Origin of the sequence: Chryseobacterium pennae (assembly GCF_003385515.1) — a bacterium.
Lineage (GTDB): Bacteria > Bacteroidota > Bacteroidia > Flavobacteriales > Weeksellaceae > Chryseobacterium > Chryseobacterium pennae.
In genome coordinates this window covers 211,301-229,288 of sequence record NZ_QNVT01000001.1, presented here as the reverse complement: position 1 = coordinate 229,288, position 17,988 = coordinate 211,301, and the positions used below count along the sequence as shown (strand labels likewise).

Annotated in this window: 12 protein-coding genes; all 12 read right to left on the bottom strand. The window is 37.4% G+C overall.

The window, feature by feature from the left end:
• Positions 1-71: 71 nt before the first annotated feature.
• The 12 genes from DRF65_RS01045 to DRF65_RS00990 all read right to left on the bottom strand — a co-directional run bounded on the left by DRF65_RS01045 (position 72) and on the right by DRF65_RS00990 (position 17,954).
• Positions 72-1,070 (bottom strand): cation diffusion facilitator family transporter, encoded by a 999-nt coding sequence (locus DRF65_RS01045; RefSeq protein WP_115968138.1) that lies wholly within the window; start codon positions 1,068-1,070, stop codon positions 72-74.
• Between the two features lie 57 nt (positions 1,071-1,127).
• Positions 1,128-2,120 carry an aspartate-semialdehyde dehydrogenase gene (locus DRF65_RS01040; protein ID WP_115968136.1) on the bottom strand — a complete coding sequence of 331 codons (993 nt, stop codon included), beginning with the start codon at positions 2,118-2,120 and terminating at the stop codon, positions 1,128-1,130.
• Positions 2,121-2,186: 66 nt separating this feature from the next.
• On the bottom strand, positions 2,187-2,627 hold the full coding sequence (locus tag DRF65_RS01035) for a hypothetical protein (protein WP_115968134.1): 441 nt from the start codon (positions 2,625-2,627) through the stop codon (positions 2,187-2,189).
• Positions 2,628-2,710: 83 nt separating this feature from the next.
• Positions 2,711-5,356: a TonB-dependent receptor gene (locus DRF65_RS01030; RefSeq protein ID WP_115968132.1), complete on the bottom strand. Its 2,646-nt coding sequence runs from the start codon at positions 5,354-5,356 to the stop codon at positions 2,711-2,713.
• 208 nt (positions 5,357-5,564) lie between these two features.
• Positions 5,565-6,425: a carboxylating nicotinate-nucleotide diphosphorylase gene (nadC, locus tag DRF65_RS01025; protein ID WP_115968131.1), complete on the bottom strand. Its 861-nt coding sequence runs from the start codon at positions 6,423-6,425 to the stop codon at positions 5,565-5,567.
• A gap of 12 nt (positions 6,426-6,437) precedes the next feature.
• Positions 6,438-8,009 carry an L-aspartate oxidase gene (nadB, locus tag DRF65_RS01020; protein WP_115968129.1) on the bottom strand — a complete coding sequence of 524 codons (1,572 nt, stop codon included), beginning with the start codon at positions 8,007-8,009 and terminating at the stop codon, positions 6,438-6,440.
• 30 nt (positions 8,010-8,039) lie between these two features.
• Positions 8,040-8,666: an NAD(P)H-dependent oxidoreductase gene (locus DRF65_RS01015; RefSeq protein WP_115968127.1), complete on the bottom strand. Its 627-nt coding sequence runs from the start codon at positions 8,664-8,666 to the stop codon at positions 8,040-8,042.
• A 124-nt stretch (positions 8,667-8,790) separates the two neighbouring features.
• Positions 8,791-11,055, bottom strand: coding sequence for a T9SS type B sorting domain-containing protein (locus DRF65_RS01010; RefSeq protein WP_115968126.1), 2,265 nt, complete (start codon positions 11,053-11,055; stop codon positions 8,791-8,793).
• Between the two features lie 37 nt (positions 11,056-11,092).
• Positions 11,093-13,360 carry a T9SS type B sorting domain-containing protein gene (locus DRF65_RS01005; protein ID WP_115968124.1) on the bottom strand — a complete coding sequence of 756 codons (2,268 nt, stop codon included), beginning with the start codon at positions 13,358-13,360 and terminating at the stop codon, positions 11,093-11,095.
• Positions 13,361-13,521: 161 nt separating this feature from the next.
• Positions 13,522-13,998 carry a ribonuclease HI gene (gene rnhA, locus DRF65_RS01000; protein WP_115968123.1) on the bottom strand — a complete coding sequence of 159 codons (477 nt, stop codon included), beginning with the start codon at positions 13,996-13,998 and terminating at the stop codon, positions 13,522-13,524.
• 122 nt (positions 13,999-14,120) lie between these two features.
• Positions 14,121-15,707 (bottom strand): replicative DNA helicase, encoded by a 1,587-nt coding sequence (dnaB, locus tag DRF65_RS00995; RefSeq protein ID WP_115968121.1) that lies wholly within the window; start codon positions 15,705-15,707, stop codon positions 14,121-14,123.
• Between the two features lie 153 nt (positions 15,708-15,860).
• A complete protein-coding gene (locus tag DRF65_RS00990) occupies positions 15,861-17,954 on the bottom strand; it encodes a T9SS type B sorting domain-containing protein (RefSeq protein ID WP_115968119.1) in 2,094 nt (697 codons plus the stop codon).
• Between the last annotated feature and the right edge of the window lie 34 nt (positions 17,955-17,988).

Sequence of the window (17,988 nt, the reverse complement as noted above, 5' to 3'; positions counted from 1 at the left end):
AGAAAGCAAATAAGGATAAGTAATACCCTTATATTTTTGCTTTCTCAGCCTTTTTAAATTTTATATATTTTCTAGTCTACAGTATGTTTATGTACACGGGTTACATTGTCTGCGGTCCATTCCACTCTTTTTACAAAATCTTTTTGGCGAACAGGGCAGTTTGTAATCTGGCATACTGGGCATGAAATAGGCTTACAGTCATCCATGTGAAAATTAAATTCGATGTTTCTTTTGATGTTCTTAGCCAAAAGAATAATGACTTTTTCCATTTCATTGTGAGCATCACGAAGGTCATAATACCAGGGTAGGGTAATATGGGCATCAATATGAAGCGAGGCTCCAAACTGTTGGATTTTCATATTGTGTACATCAATCCATTCTGTATGCCTGTTTGCTTCAAGGATTCTGATTACCTGATGCAGTATTTCCGGATCCTGTTCGTCCATAATACCGCTTAATGATTTCCGGACAATTTTATAGCCTACAAATATGATATAAAGCCCAAATATCAAAGCAACAACAGAATCCAGCCAATAAATTCTGGTAAAGTAAACAATAATTAAACTGGCTACTACTCCAAGGGTTGTGATGGTATCTGATTGCAGGTGTTTTCCGGAAGAAATAAGAACCAATGAATTTTCTTTTTGCCCTTTCTTTATAGAAATATATCCCAGAAGATAATTGATAACAGCTGTTGCTGCAATGATCCAGATTCCTAAGTCAATTTTGCTCAGGGTTTTTCCTACGATGAGGCTGGATATGCCTTCATAGATGATCATAAGTCCTGCAATGGCAATCAAGGCGCCTTCAATACCAGAAGTGACGAATTCAACCTTTCCGTGACCATAAGGATGGTCTTCATCTTTAGGTTTTGCGGCAAGGTGAAGTGAATATAATCCCATAAATGCACTGATGACATTCACAATACTCTCCATGGCGTCGGAGAATACTGCATCGGAATTGGTAAGCTTCCAGGCAATGATCTTTCCAATGAAGAGGATAACTCCAAAAGTGGCAATGATCTTTTGGAATCCTATTTTTTCTTTGTGGGTATTCTTCGGGGTATTCATACTATGTTTGATAAAAAAAAGAATCTCAATTCTGAGACTCTTTTTTATTTTGTTAGTTTATACTAAGTTGTTTGCTACAAGGTATTCTGCGATTTGTACAGCGTTGGTTGCGGCTCCTTTCCTCAGGTTGTCTGCTACGATCCAAAGGTTGAGCGTTTTCGGCTGTGAGAGATCCCGTCTTATCCTTCCTACGAAGACTTCATCTTTTCCTTCTGAGTATAAAGGCATCGGGTAGTGGTTGTTTTTCACATCATCCATTACGATTACTCCAGGTGTTTCAGATAAGATCTTTCTTACTTCATCCAGCTCAAATTCGTTTTCGAATTCAATGTTTACACTTTCTGAGTGACCTCCCTGAACCGGAACTCTTACGGCTGTTGCAGTTAAATTGAATGTATCATCGCCAAGGATTTTCTTAGGCTCCTTCATCAATTTAATTTCTTCTTTAGTATAATCATCATCAGCAAATACATCACAATGAGGCAATGCATTCTTGAAAATCTGATATGGGTATACTTTTGCAGCAGATTCATCACCGCTGATTTCACCGTTTAACTGATCAACCGCTGCTTTACCTGTTCCTGTTACGGATTGGTAAGTAGAAACAACGACTCTTTTTAAATCATATTTTTTGTTCAGTGGCCCTAAGACCATTACCAACTGAATGGTAGAACAGTTCGGATTTGCAATGATCTTGTCTTCTTTAGTCAGTACATCTGCGTTAATTTCAGGAACGACTAATTTTTTATCAGGATCCATTCTCCATGCTGAAGAGTTGTCGATAACTGTTACTCCAGCTTCTGCAAATAAAGGGGCAAACTCAAGAGAAGTAGAACCTCCGGCAGAAAAGATAGCAATATCCGGTTTGGCAGCTATAGCGTCCTTCATGCTTACAATTGTAAATTCCTTCTGTTTATACTTCACCTTTTTACCTACAGATTTTTCGGAAGCTACCGGAATTAATTCTGTTACAGGGAAGTTCCTTTCTTCCAAAACTTTAAGCATAACTTGTCCAACCATTCCTGTTGAACCTACTACAGCTACTTTCATTGATTTAATTAAAAATTTAAGATTAAACTATTTATAAATTATAACGCATATAATTTTTTGTGTGTTTTAAGCCCCAAAGACTCTTGTCCAAGGGAATGCGAATGCAAATAAACCTGCTGCGATTAATCCCATAATAGTAATACCAAGGGAAATTGTATCGTTAGATTTTACTTTTTTGTTGATAATGGTCATTAATACTGCTGCGATTAACATAGAGAATGGATGCTCAACAAATGTCTGTCTGCTGTAGGCATCTTTCATTAATGTTCCTGAATCTAATGCAGCTTTGAAACCTGGTGAAAATATGAATAACAAGCATATTCCTAATAGAAACTGAACGTGGAAGAAAATCATCGTGAAGAGAGTGGTCTTCTTTAAAAATTTGTTCACTTTTCCACTGAAACCGAACATGGTAGCTAAAAGTGCAATAATAAATAATGCAACTAAAAGTAGTTCTAAATATCCGAATCCTTTGTGTGCACTAAGAAAAATCTTGTAAAAATCCATAATCTATTTTTTTGTAGACAAAGATAACAAAAATCCCGGCTCAAAGCCGGGATTCATATTTATAAAATCTAATATTGTGATAATTAGAATTTGAATGCAATAGATGCTGACCAAGTAATTCCTGCTCCAAAATACACTTGGTTAGATGAATCTAAACCTTTATAAAGTGTTTTTTGATAAGCATCAAACTGTTGTTGTGCAGATCCAGATGCATTGTCTTTAAAATCACCTAGTTGTTTTGTATGAACAGAAGTTCTGGCGTCAGAGATATAATCTTTATCAAATAAGTTATATACGTTAACTCCAAATACAAAACTCTGCTTTTGATCTCTTAATTTTAAAGTATATGATGTTCCTACATCGAAAAGACTAAAGCTAGGATACTTTAATGCTCCTTTTTTTGCAGCATCGGTTACTTCTCCATTAGGTCCAACTAAGTAATCCTGATTAAAGCTTACTCCTCCATAGTATCTGTCTGCATAAGTCCATGTACCATATACTGAAAGATTTTTTACAGGATTTACGGTTACCCCAAGAGAGGCAGTCGTTTGAGCAGCATCTGAAACTTTTACGTTATCCAATGCAAAAGTTCTTCTATTATCTTGCCCAGCCGCTAACTGTACAGGTTGATCATTTTCGTCAAAAATCTCACCACTTGCATTACCTTTGTATTTCCAGTCACCAATCGATAACATACCATTAACAGTAATATAGTTAGTGATTTTATAAGCACCCTCAAATTCTACTCCCATATGAACCTGTTGTATTCCATCCATGTTGGCATAAGGACGGGAAACTGGTTTGCCATTAACATCGGTTAAGTTAGGAAGGTTTGTAAATCTTTGGAATCTGTCTTTCCATGAAGTATAATAAAGATTCACATTCATAGTAAGTTTAGAGCTTCTGTAACCATATCCTAGTTCTCCACTCATGATCTTCTCATTCGTTAGATTAGGGTTTAGGTTTTGGTTATTACTTGGGTAAACTCCATAGTTGTTTGGTTGTTTTTCATAATATCCAACATTACCAAAAATGTTATGGTTTTCATCAATATTATAGTTTACACCTCCTTTTGCATTATATCCAAACAGATATTTGAACCCTGTTTTAGTGTTTTGGATTTGCTTGTTTTTAACGGTTACTCCATCAACAATCCAATTGTCTATCCTTTGGAAGCCTTGTTCTGAAGCTGACCCTTGGATATAAGCTGAGAATTTTTCATTAGAATACTCTAATTGTCCAAAGAAACCTCCCCATAGTACCTCTCCATCAAAGTTTCTGAATGCATATTGCGTATCGCCTTTAGTAGCTGTTGCAAATGGATTAGCAGAAGGAACAGCATTGAAAGAATCTCTTACAATATATCCACTTGGATAATTTAGATTTCCTTTTTCCTGGTAACCTGAAGCTCCTAAGAAATCTGTAACATATCCTGGGTGGAATCCGTAGTAGTATCTTCCGTCAAAACCAACTGAGAAATTCCAGTTATCATTGATCTTATGTTGGAAGTTAGTTAAAACTCCGTACCAGTTGTGTGAGTTTACACTTGCTCTTCTGGTAAGTCCGTTACCAGACGTGTTCAATCCAATTTCTCCATTCGTAGCAACTTTATTTGCTCCAAAATCTGGAACAGCCCCTCCCTGATTCCATTTTACAATATCATCCCATCGGATAATTCCGTTAGCATCTCTTAATGGGGAAGTAGCGTCGTAATTGGTGTTTTTACCATTGATTGAACCTAACATTCCTGTTCCTCCACCTCTACCCCAAGAACCGTACAATACTGTAGATAACTTAGATTTTGAGTTCATATTCCAGTCCCAGTTCAACATAGCAACAGGTTTACTGTACCAGTTTCTGTTTGTTGAAAACTCCTGACCATTAAGATATCCCCAGTTTGGATTATACCTTCTGTTTGGTTTTCCGTCTTTACCATATTTTAAAAAGGCTGATATGGGAGCCTGGAAGTTTTGCTCATGCCACTGTGGTGCTCCGGTAAAAGTAAACTGAAGCTCGTGTTTTTCACTAGGTTTGTATCCTAAAGCAAAATAATAATTATAAGCTTCTCCTTTACCTCCGTCAATATAACCATTAGTAGCGGTTCTGCTCATTAAAAATGATGTAGACCATCCGCTCTGGGTTCTACCAGTATTATAAGAAAATAAAGTTTTTAAAAACCCATTATTACCTACTCCAAGAGTTACGTTACCGCCTTGTTTTGCATCAGCAGCTTTTGTAAGCATATTAATCGTTCCTCCTACAGAAGCAATTGCTAATTTAGAAGCACCAAGTCCTCTTTGCATCTGCATAAATGTAGTTACGTCACTTAGTCCTTGCCAGTTAGACCAATATACAGTACCACCTTCCATATCGTTAACAGGCATACCATTAACCATTACAGCAGTATTTTTAGTATCAAATCCTCTAATTCTCAGTGATCCATCACCAAGGCCACCTCCACCTCTTGTTACATATACAGAAGGCGTAGTTTTTAAAATTTCCGGAAATTCTTGATTACCAAGTCTTTCTACGATCTGTGCGGCTTTAATGGTAGAAACAGCAACGGGTGTCTTTCTATCCTTAGCGATATCGGTTACACCTCTTAGGATTACCTCGTCAATGTCTTTAGATGCAGATTTAACTGTATCCTGAGTTTGTTGAGCGTAATAAATACTAGCTGTAGATAAAGTAATTACTGCAGTTAGCATCGATTTGTTGATTAATTTCATAATCGTTAGTAATAATTAGATTTAATTTTCTGCAAAATTCGCAAAATATATTTTAACTATTATTAACTCAATGTTAATTTTTAATCAGTCTTAATAATGTTAATCGGTTGAATGTCAGTAAAATGGGTAAAAAACGAATTTTTGTATGAAAAAAGTCATGTTATTGATTTTTTAATAAAGAGGAGGTGTTTTTGTTAAAAATTCAACGCTATTTCACTGCTTTGAGACTCAAATCTATATTCTCAGCAGAGTGTGTTAAAGCCCCTACAGAGATATAAGTTACCCCTGTTGATGCAATTTCTTTAAGCATGTCACGGGTAATTCCACCAGATGCTTCTGACTCAGTTGAGCCATTTATCATTTTCACAGCTTTCTTCATCATTTTAACATCCATGTTATCAAGCATAATTCTGTCAACTTTTGCATTGATGGCTTCCTGAACTTCTTCCAGATTTCTGGTTTCAACTTCAATTTTTAACTTTTTCTTGGTCTTTTTAACGTAATCTTTAGCCATTTTTACGGCATTGGTAATGCTTCCGTTGTAATCAATATGATTATCTTTAAGCATAATCATATCATAAAGACCGTATCGGTGATTGGTTCCACCACCAATAGCTACCGCCCATTTTTCACACATCCTGAAATTAGGAGTCGTTTTTCTGGTATCTAAAAGTTTGGTTTTGGTTCCTATCAATCTTGAATCCCAATCATGAGTAAGTGTTGCAATACCACTCATTCTCTGCATACAGTTAAGAACAAATCTCTCTGTGGAAAGGATGGATCTGGCACTTCCGGTTACAATAAGGGCTATGTCTCCTACTTTACATGGAACTCCATCTTTGATGAAGGTTTCTACTTTAAGATTTTTATCAAAAGTTTTAAAAATGATTTCTGCCAATTCTACTCCTGCAAGGATACAGTCTTGTTTTACAAGTAACTTAGCACTTTGCTGAAGATCTTCAGGAATTGTGGAAAGGGTAGAGTGGTCTCCATCCTGAATGTCTTCTTCAAGGGCATTTTTTATGAATGTTTTTAATGCTTTATCTGTAACGTAGCTTGGTCTTTTCATGATAGTATGCTTTTAGGCTAAATCTTTATTGTAAAATGCTCCTTTGTTTTCTGTCATTTCCATAGATTGGATAATGATGAGGTGAGCAACGGTGGTCAGGTTTCTTAATTCTGATAACTGTGGAGAAAGAATAGAGTAGTGGTAGATCTCATCAACGGCTGCTGCAATCTCCTGATGCTTTTGTAAAGCCATATTCAGACGTCTGTTGCTTCTTACAATTCCTACCAGGTCGCTCATCATTTCCTGAAGCTGCTTTCTCAGGTAGCTAATAATGACCATTTCATCCATGATCTTCATTCCTTCTTCATTCCATTCCGGAACGGCTTTTAAATCATCAAAGTTGAATAGGTTTTCATTAAGAAGAGATACCGTTTTTATGGCAGCATTATGTCCGAAAACTAATCCTTCCAGTAAAGAGTTTGAAGCTAGTCTGTTGGCACCATGTAATCCGGAATTGGTACATTCTCCCACTGCAAAAAGATTTCTGATAGAAGATTGGCCGTCTCTGTCTACTTCAATGCCTCCCATAAGATAATGACAGGCTGGTACAACGGGAATTAATTGGGTGAACGGATCAATGCCTTCGTCTTTACACTTCTTATAAATATTCGGAAAATGTTCTAAAAATTTTTCATGATTCATTTCCTTGCAATCTAAACCGACAAATTCGTCTCCGGTAATTTTCATTTCGGCGTCAATAGCTCTTGCAACAATATCCCTTGATGCAAGTTCTTCACGTTCATCATATTTATGCATGAATTTTTCGCCTCTTTTGGTTCTTAATTTAGCTCCGTCTCCACGAACAGCTTCTGAAATTAAAAACAACATTCCATCCATTTTGCTGTACAAAGCTGTTGGGTGAAACTGATAATACTGCATATTGGAAACCTTTCCTTTGGCTCGGGCTACGAAAGCAATTCCGTCGCCTGTGGCAATAGTAGGGTTGGTTGTATTTTTATAAACATGTCCGGCACCTCCTGTGGCTGCCAATGTGATTTTGGAAGTGATTTTCTTGATAGTTTTGGATTTCTCATCCAGAATATAGGCACCATAGCAATGAATATCTCCTTCATTAAGCTCTTTTCCAGGAACATGGTGCTGGGTAATGATATCAATTACATAGTGGTGATCCAGAATTTCAATATTGGGACTGTTTTTGGCTGTTTCCAATAATGCTCTTTCAATTTCGAAGCCTGTGATATCTTTATGGTGGACGATTCTGTTTTCGGTATGGCCTCCTTCTCTTCCCAGAGCGAATTTCCCGTTTTTCATATCAAACTGGGCACCCCATTCTACAATTTCATTGAATCTTGCAGGAGCTTCCTTTACCACCATTTCCACTACGTCGCGTTTGTTTTCTCCGTCACCGGCACGCATAGTGTCTTCTATATGTTTCTCAAAATTGTCATTCTGAAAGTCGGTAACTACAGCAAGGCCACCCTGTGCATATTTGGTATTGCTTTCGTCTTCATCAGACTTTGTGACAATAATGATTTTGGCATCAGGGAGTTGTTCAGAAACTTTAATGGCATAGGAAAGTCCGGAAATACCGGAACCGATTACTAATACATCCGCTTTTATCATGTGCTTGCTTTAGATACAATCATTTAAATATTAAATAAATTTAAACAATTTTTCGTTTGGTTTTCTTACTTTTTTCATGTGCTGGAAGTAATCTTCTTCAGAACGGTAGCCTAAAGCGAGGGTAACGGTTACTTTTTCTGTTTCGGGATTGATATTCAGAATCTCTTCTATCAGATCCTGTCGGAAGCCTTCCATTGGGCATGAATCTATGTTTTCAATTGCTGCAGCGTACATCAGATTGGCTAATACGATATATGACTGCTTTTCGGCCCAGTTGAAAATTTCATCCTGTGTTTTTTGATTGATATGCTGCTTAATGCTGTTTTTGAATGGATCAAGCTGCTCAAGAGGAGTTTCTCTTACCTCGGAAATATGGTTAAAATATCCCTTGATATAGTTCTCTTCAATTGTTTTCTTTGAAATAATGACAATAAGATGAGAACATGTAGAGATCTGAGATGGGTTATAAAAAGCAGGAATTAACTTCTGCTTCATTTCTTCACTTTCAACAACAACGATCTTGTATGGCTGAAGCCCAAGAGAGCTTGCAGACAGTTTTCCTGACTCAAGAATGTTGTGTAGTGTTTCCTGAGGAATAATTTGAGTATTAAATTTTTTTACAGAATATCTTCTGCTTAAAGCTTCCAAATAATTCATAGGACAAATTTAAGCATTGAATATGAATAAAGGGGCTTTTAAAAGGAAATATATCCGCTTAATTTAAAGCAAAAAATCACCCTGCATAGCAGAGTGACTCTTTTAATATGAATGATAAATGTGATTAATTTCTGTTTTTAACAATGATCCAGCCTGTAAAGTTGACAAGGGTATTCTTGTTATTATTATGCTCATTCCATGAAACGGAATACCAGTAACTTCCGGTAGGTACTTTTCTTCCGTTGGCTGTACCATTCCATCTGTAACCATTGGTTTTGTCTGCCTTGAAAACCTGTACCCCGTACCTGTCATAAATATTGACATCCAGATTGGGCTTCATTGCAAGAGCTGAATAATCAATGGTGTCATTAATGCCATCCTCATTGGGCGTAATGATATTAACAAGATTAGGAATCGTGACATTGATTATAATAGGTTCGCAGTTATAATTATCCTTTACATATATTTTAGCTATTCCTCTTGTAATATTGGTGAATACATTGGAATCCTGCCAGGTTATATTATCTAATGAATATTGATAAGGAGGCATTCCTCCATTAACGTGAACGGTGACATTTGCTCCGGAAATATCTATGCTGGAGATAACCGGACTTTCTGATGGGATTACTTTTACGGTTTGTGTAGTGATACATTCTCCGGTTTTTAATTTTACCCAATAGATGCCAACACCAACATTTTTAATAGACTGTGTAGTAGCTCCTGTGCTCCATTCGTAACTTTTGAATCCTGGACCCGCATCCAATGTTGTTTTACTTTCCATACAGATAATTTTGTCATTTAATACTCTTGAAGGGGTCGGAGGATTAACTGTTAGAGTGAGCTTAGCAATTGAAAAACATCCTTTGGTATCAAAAACCTTAACGTAAGCAACTCCATTAGGAGCAATGTATGCACCTGGGTTTGTTATTTCGTTAGTTCCGTTAAGAGCGTCTGTTAATGATGGATAGTATTTTTTTGTAAATGCTGCCGGGTTCGGAACTACACCTGCATTGATAAGATTAAAAGAGGCTGTTAATGGATTGCTTTCTATAAAACATGATTCTATATTAACATCATGAACGGCTACAACCGGATGGGTCTTCAGGGTAATTTTAGCCGTGCTTACACATCCCTGTGCTGTAATTACCCTTACGTAGATAATTCCTGGGGGAGCGGTGTAGGCTGCTGGATTAGGAATCTGATTAGTGCTGGCATTCAGATCATAGATGCTTGGATAAAATTCTTTGGTAACACCGGTCAAGGTAGTAACTGCCGCTGAATTGAGATCAAATATTCCAACTCCGCCATTGTTATTGTTACATTCGGTAAGAGTAGCGTCTGTTGCTGCAAATGGTGTGGGCTCCAGTTGTATGATGCCATCTCCATTATCACAAAGTGTTGATGTGGGATCTTTAACAATTACTTTAATGGTGGTATTGCCTGTATATTGAAAGCTGGTAGGATTGGCAATAGGGGTGGCGGATCCCAGTAGGTAATAGGTGAAGGTATAGTTTCCGGGATTGTTTACAAATTGTGTATTGTATGATGTAAGGTCTACGGTTCCGTTTCCTGTTGCAGGGTTGGTACAAACAAATGGTTTTATAGTATTGTTTAAAATAGGAACTTTATCTACATAAACCTTTGCATTCTGAATAGAATGTCTGGCACTGGCGCCTCCTGTTGCAGCTGAAAAACCAAAATATCCTTGTGACATCCCTACGGCATTCCCAGAAGGAGCAAACGACTGGTCTGCGATGAGAACACCGTCTATTTTGATTTTAATAATCCAGTTTGTGGGATTGGTAAGGTCTGTTTCCCCGTTTACTTCAACGTGTTTGTAAGTATTGCCTACAAAGGGCTGTGTGGGATTCAGGTCCGGAGAATGAAATGTGCTGCCTGGAGTATTGTTGTATTCTATATTGCTGCCGGCAGTATTGTTTGTACCATATAAAACGTGTACTTTACTCATCTGGCCCTCCGTAGTATTATTAAAAATATCAAAACCTACCATTAGTCCTGATGCATTGGCTGGAATTCCTAGACCTCCTCCTGATACAAAACCTGTTGGAGGATTAGCCAGATACCAGAATGTAAAGCCATCTCCACGTCCAAACTGTGTTGTTCCGTTTCCGTCAATTCTAAAATCAAATTCTACTTTCCATTTATCACAATAGCTTAAGGTAATTGGGGTAGATAGTTTTATGGCTCCATACTTGCTTGTTTGGTCTGTAGTAAGTCTTATAAAATCTCCGCTTACAACAGCATCTGAAACAAGATCCCAACCTGTAGTATTTACGGGGTTTCCGGTAAGTTGATAGGTTTGAGAAGAAGCTCTTTCTGGCAAGCATAGTAAAATACCCAGTAAAAAAAAGAGTAGATTTTTTTTCATAGTGGAAGGATTGTGACGTTGTTATTTGTATTAATGTTTATTCCATATTTTTTACTAATACCCAGCCTGAGTATTTTGTTTCTGTACTATTTTTATTGTTTTCATTCCATGAGATTGTATACCAATAAGTAGCAGAAGGTATCTTTTTACCATAAGCTTTTCCATCCCAAGTGTAATTTCTTATTTTGTTCGCTTCATAAAGTTTGTTCCCATATCGGTCGTATACTGTGAAGACTAAGTTTTTCTTGTAGGACAATGCGGAATAGTCAATGAAATCATTTTTGTTGTCACCATTAGGGGTGATCACATTGATGAGGTTGGGAACTGTAATCTGAACTTCTGTAGGCGGGCAGTTATAGAGGTCTTTTACAAAAACCTTTACTTCACCTCTGGCCAAACCTATGAACGTATTTGATATCTGCCAGTTGGTTCCGTCTAATGAATACTGATAAGGTGGTGTTCCTCCTGAAACATTAACGGCAATTGTATTATTATGAATGTCAATGTTGGAGATTACAGGATTTGGAGCAGGTTTTACATTGATGATCTGAGTTGTGAAACAGTTTCCTGTTCTGAGTTTAACCCAGTAGGTTCCTACACTCACATCCTTTATGGTGGAAGTAGTAGCTCCGGTGCTCCATATATATTCGTCAAAGCCTGGTCCTGCATCCAGATCTGTTTTATTTTCGATACAAATAGTTTTATCTTTAAGAATGGCTGATTTAACTGGTGGAAGTACTGCAAGGTTGATCTTGGCAATAGCAAAACAGCTATTAGCATCCGTCACTTTTACGTATACCGCTGTACTGGTTGATGTATATTGATAAGGATCAGTGATCTCATTAGTTTCATTAAGCGCATTAGCAATTGTAGCGTAATATTTCTTATTGACACCGCTGGTTAGTGAAGTGACATTTGCTATGGTCAAATTAAAAATAGCATTTGTGATATTGTTTTCAATAAAACAGGATTGTATAGTAGCTTCCTTTACTGGAGTGTCGGGATAAAAAGTAAGATCAATTTTTGCAGAGCCGGTGCATCCCAGAGGAGTGGTTACTTTTACGTAAACTGTTCCCGGTGCAGAAATATAATTATCCGGATTTAAAATTTCATTAGCTCCGGAATTTAAATCACTGAGTGTTTTGTAATATTTCTTTGTGACTCCCGGAACATCTGTGACATTGGCTGAGTTTAGGTTGAAAGTAGCAGTGCCTTTTTTATTGTTATTACATTCAGTAAGTGTTTTGTCATTAGCCTTAAAAGGGCTTAAATCTAGCTGAATTTTTCCATCAGGATTGTCACAAAGCACTCCTGCATTATCTTTAATAACAATGGTTATTGTTTTGTTGGTGTTAAATTCATAATTGCTAGGATTAGCTATGGGTGTAGAGCTTCCCTGAGGATAATAAGTAAAAGTATAATTTCCTGGATTGGCAACAAATTGAGCGTTGAAGTCAGTTAGATTCACACTTCCAAATCCGGTTGTAGGATTAGGACAGAAAGACTGAGTTGCTAAAGTCTTTAAAATGGAGACTTTGTCGGTATATATTTTTACATTTTTAATAGAATGCTTAGCACTTGCAGCTCCGGTAGATGCTGAAAATCCAAAATATCCCTGGGTCATAGTGGCTGCTCCTGCTGAAGGAATGAATGATTGTGATGTAATTGTGTTGCCATCTATCTTTACCGTAATAATCCAGTTGGTTGGAATATTTGGATCTGTTACTCCTGTAACTTCAACATGTTTATAAGTGGACCCTACAAAAGGTTGAGTAGAATTAAGATCGGGTGAATGGAATGAACTTCCTGCTGTGTTGTAATATTCTAACCCATTTGAATCTGTTGTATTGGGAACTACTCCGTAGGCAACATGAACCTTACTCATCAGGCCGCCCCCTGCCATATTATTGTAGATATCAAAACCTATGATAAGGCCCGTTGCGTTTTGTGGAATTCCCAATCCTGCTCCTTGTTGACTGGTAATAGGAGGATTGGCAAGATACCAGAATGCAAATCCATCTCCTTTGCCGGAAGAAGTTCCGTTTCCGTCAATTCTAAAATCAAATTCAACTCTCCACTTGTCACAATACTTTAAATTAATGGGATCGTTTAGTTTTATGGCGCCTGCTTTATTGGTTAAGTCATCGGTGAGCATGATGAAATCTGTATTTGCAGCTGCGCTAGGTACTATAGTCCATCCTGTCGTGTTGATCGGATTTCCGGTGAGCTGATAGGTCTGGGCAAAGGATTTTCCAGACAGGGTAAATAAAAGAATAGAGAAATAAAACAATAAATTTTTATTCATTTCACTGGGATTTAGATGATGTAAATATATTAAATCCTAATCAATAAATATGTATTTAATGTTAATTTTGTTAAAAAAATTAATTATTATTCAAAAAATGTTGTTTTTTATGATAAAGTAGTAAATCTTGTACGTGTTATTATGGATTTATGTTAATTAAATTAAAAGAGCGAATTGTTTTCCAATCCTTCAAAGTAAGTATCAATTTCAAGATCTGCAGAGCCTGCTGCAGCCACTGCTAATTTGTCACAAAGCTCATTCTCGAAATGCCCGGCATGGCCTTTTACCCAATGCATTGTAGGTTTATGGATGTTGTATTGCTCTATAAATTTCTTCCAGAGGTCAGGGTTCTTTACATTTTTCCAGCCTCTCTTAATCCATCCGGTGATCCAGTTCTGATTAACAGCATCCGCTACATACTTGCTGTCAGTATAAACATGAATGTCATTTTCTGTAGATTTCAGTTTCTCCAGTGCTGAAATCACGGCCAGAAGTTCCATTCTGTTATTTGTGGTTTTACGAAATCCCTTAGAGAATGTTTTCTGGTAGTTTTTTTCGGGAACACGCATGAGAATTCCATATCCGCCTTTTCCCGGATTTCCGCTGCATGCGCCGTCTGTATAAATTTCGATTCTCAAATCTGTTGTATAATTGAATTGTATTAAACTGATGATATTACAAAAATGGGGTGAAATCTTTTGATGAAGAAGAATTCATTTTTATATTGAGTTCCCGTAAGTTTTAGGGGTGATTCTAAAGTCTAAAACGGAAAATCATCATCATCATCAAAATCATTCATAGATGATCCTGAAAGTTTTGAACTGTCCGGAAGATCAAATGCTGCTCCCGGTTGTATTGTTGTCTTGATTTTGTCAAAACCACTTGGCTCACCAAAATTTGAAGGGTATCCACCACCCATGCCTCCATCAAGGGCTGCTTCAATGTCTCCGAATTTTGCGAAATGCTTTAAGAAAGATAATCTAACGTCAGCCGTTGCACCATTCCTGTGTTTTGCGATAATTAGTTCCGCCTGGTTTTCAGTAGATGTTTCCTGTCCTTCATCATCATTATCCCATACCGTAATTTTATAATATTCAGGTCTGAAAATGAAAGATACAATATCCGCATCCTGCTCAATCGCACCGGATTCCCTCAGGTCAGAAAGCTGAGGTCTTTTTCCCGGACGGGTTTCCACACTTCTTGAAAGCTGAGAAAGTGCAATAACGGGTACGTTCAATTCTTTTGCAATAGCCTTTAATGAACGGGAAATCATGGAGATCTCCTGTTCACGGTTTCCAACTCCTTTTCCGCTGCTGCCGGCTGTCATCAGCTGAAGGTAGTCAACCATGATCACCCTTACTCCGTGTTGCATTACCAGTCTTCGGCATTTTGCACGGAAATCGAAAATCGAAAGTGATGGAGTTTCGTCAATATATAAAGGTGCATTTTCCAATTCGGATACGTTGGAGAATAGTCTTTGCCATTCTTCATCATCAAGAGTTCCCTTTCGAAGTTTTTCCGAGGAGATTCTTGTTTCCGAGGCAATCATTCTGGTGATAAGCTGTACAGATGCCATCTCGAGAGAGAACAGAGCCATGGGAATTTTGTGGCCTACCGCAATATTTCTTGCCATCGAAAGAAGGAATGCTGTTTTCCCCATCGCCGGACGTGCTGCAATGATAATAAGGTCAGAATTCTGCCAGCCTCCGGTTTCTTTGTCTATATCTCTGAATCCTGAAGGAACACCAGAAAGTCCCTCTTTGTCTTTTAAAGATTTGATGGTGTCAATAGCTTGTTTTACCAATGAGTTGGCGGTATCGAATCCCTTTTTAATTGTTCCGTTCGTAATTTCAAAGAAAGACTGTTCTGCTTTATCCAGAAGTTCAAATACATCAGTTGATTCTTTATATGAGGAATCAATCACATTCGCGGAAACATTAATAAGACTTCTTAAAATATATTTTTCAAGAATGACGCGGACATGATACTCAATATGGGCGGATGAACTTACTCCCATAGTAAGGTCGATAATATAATGATCTCCACCTGCCTGACTTAATTTATCCTCTTTTTTAAGTTCCTGAATGATTGTCATTAAGTCTACCGGATGGTTGCCTTCATAAAGCTTCAAAATAGTAGAGAAAATTACCTGATGTCTGGGATCATAAAATACTTCCGAGGTAAGAAGGTCAATGGAATGGTCAAGACCCTTTTTGTCAATCAAAAAAGTTCCGATAACAAGTCTTTCAAAATCCACTGCATTAGGAGGCATCTTCCCATCCGCAATAGATAGCTCTTTTGCAAAATTTCCGTGGGTAAGGGATGATAATGTTTCTTTCTGCGCCATGGTGCAAAGATAGCTTATTTAAAAAATATTTAAAAAATAGTATTCAACAAATTATTAGCAGTCTTTGTGAAAATACGACCAATAGGGTGTTGGGTGTGTTGATAAAAAAAATCACCTCGAGTGAGGTGATTTTTTTATGATGTGGATTAGGGATTACTCTCTGTTTTTTACAATAATCCATCCTGAGAATTTGAAAGGAGTGTTCTTTCTGTCGTTCTCATTCCAGGTTAAAGAATACCAGTAAGTACCTGTCGGTATTTTCTTGCCGCCAATAGTTCCATCCCATTTGTATCCGTTGGATTTATCAGCCTGGTGAATTTTCACACCATATCTGTCGAAGATATTCAGTGTCAGATTCTGTTTGTCTGCAATTGCTGAATAATCCAGAGTGTCATTGATGCCATCTCCGTTTGGTGTAATAACATTTACAATATTAGGAACCAATACTGAAACCACAATAGGGTCACAATTATAAGCGTCTTTTACGTAGACCTTATAGCTTCCTCTTGGAAGATTGTTAAATACATTGGTATCCTGCCAGACAACATTGTCTATAGAATACTTATAATCAGGTGTACCACCTAGTACATTTACGGTTAATGTAGTAGTTGCAATATCAATACTTGCTATTACAGGTTGTTCAGATGGATATATACTTACAGATTGTTTAGTGACACATTCACCAGTTGTAAGTTTTACCCAATAAGTACCTACCCCTACATTACTGATGACTTGTGTAGTTGCTCCGGTGCTCCATTCATATTTTTTGAATCCAGGTCCTGCATCCAAAGTGGTTTTATCTTCCATACAGATGATTTTATCCTTAAGGACGTTGGAAGTTACTGGAGGAAGTACTTTAAGTGCTACTTTAGTTACGTTGAAACATCCGCGGTTGTCATATACCCTTACATATACTACGCCGGTTGGTGCTATATAGGTTTTAGGATTTGTGATTTCATTAGTAGCATCTACAGCGTCAGCCATTGAAGGGTAATATTTCTTCTCTGTGCCGGAAGCTGGTGTGTTAACAGGAGCGTTATCGAGATTAAACAAACCTGTAGAAGGGTTAGATTCTATGAAACATGCTGTGAGTTCAGCGCCATCCAGGACTTCTACCAGTGGATAGAATTTTAATTTAATTTCTGTAATAGTTATACAGCTAAATTCATTCGTTGCTTTTAAAAAGACAGAACCTTCTGCGGCAACATATTGATAAGGGTTGGTTATTTCGTTGGTACCGTGGGAAAGATCATACATTGAAGGGTAATACTTTACCGTAAGATTAGGGGTGAGACCTATGGTTGCAGTGGATAGGTCATATAGTGCTGTCCCTGACTTGTTGTTACTACATGAAGTAAGGGTTGCGTCGGTAAGTTTGAATGATCTGTCAACAAAATTAATGTCTCCAAATTCCCTGCACTGATTTAAAAAGCTGACAGGTTTGGTCGGATCTGCGTAAGAAATAGAATAAGTATATTTTGTTGTCGTGTTAACTGGAATAGGACTTGTGATAGGGTCATAATCATTCATTGCATCAACAGCACTACGATAATATTTTATAACAAAATTAGGATTGTTGTTTCTGATATGATTTGATAATGTAGAAAAATCAAAAGTTACCGGATCACCACAAATGTCAATATCGCCATCTAGTTTAGCACCAGGCTTTAAAAACGGAAAAGGTTGGTAAATTTTTAATGAGTTATTATCAAAAGGAGTAAGTAGTGTTGCTGTTCCTCCAAAGCTTAATTTGAAAGGAGCGATTTCTGTGGAATAGTTATTTAAAAGTAAATGATATACTTCTCCAGGAAGTACATCAATGTATTTGACGAAACCGATTCCACCACCTCCTTCTGTGGTTTCTGTGGCGGTCATATTAAGACCTGTAAGAGGTCTGTTTATTAAGTTGCCCATTCCCGCATATGAACATCTTAAAGGGGTTTCTCTGGGATTGCTGCAGCTGTGGTTAGGTCCATATAATGCAAAGTCATAATCAATGTCATAGGCCTTAGGTCCCAGGGGGGTGATAAGGAAGGTTAAAGTTCCTGCTGTTTGTATGCTGAAGGTAAACCAGATAGAATTACTCTCACTGCTTAGACAGCCGCTTCCTTCTTTTACGCTTCCACTTCCATTTGGTTTTAATGAGATTTCTGCATCGCTGCATATAGGGATCGCTGTGATGCAGTCCTGTTGTGCAAAAACCATTTGGGTGATGAAAATTAGAAAAACCAGTAGATATTTTTTCATTTTGACCGATTTAAAATTGAATCCTTAAAGTAAA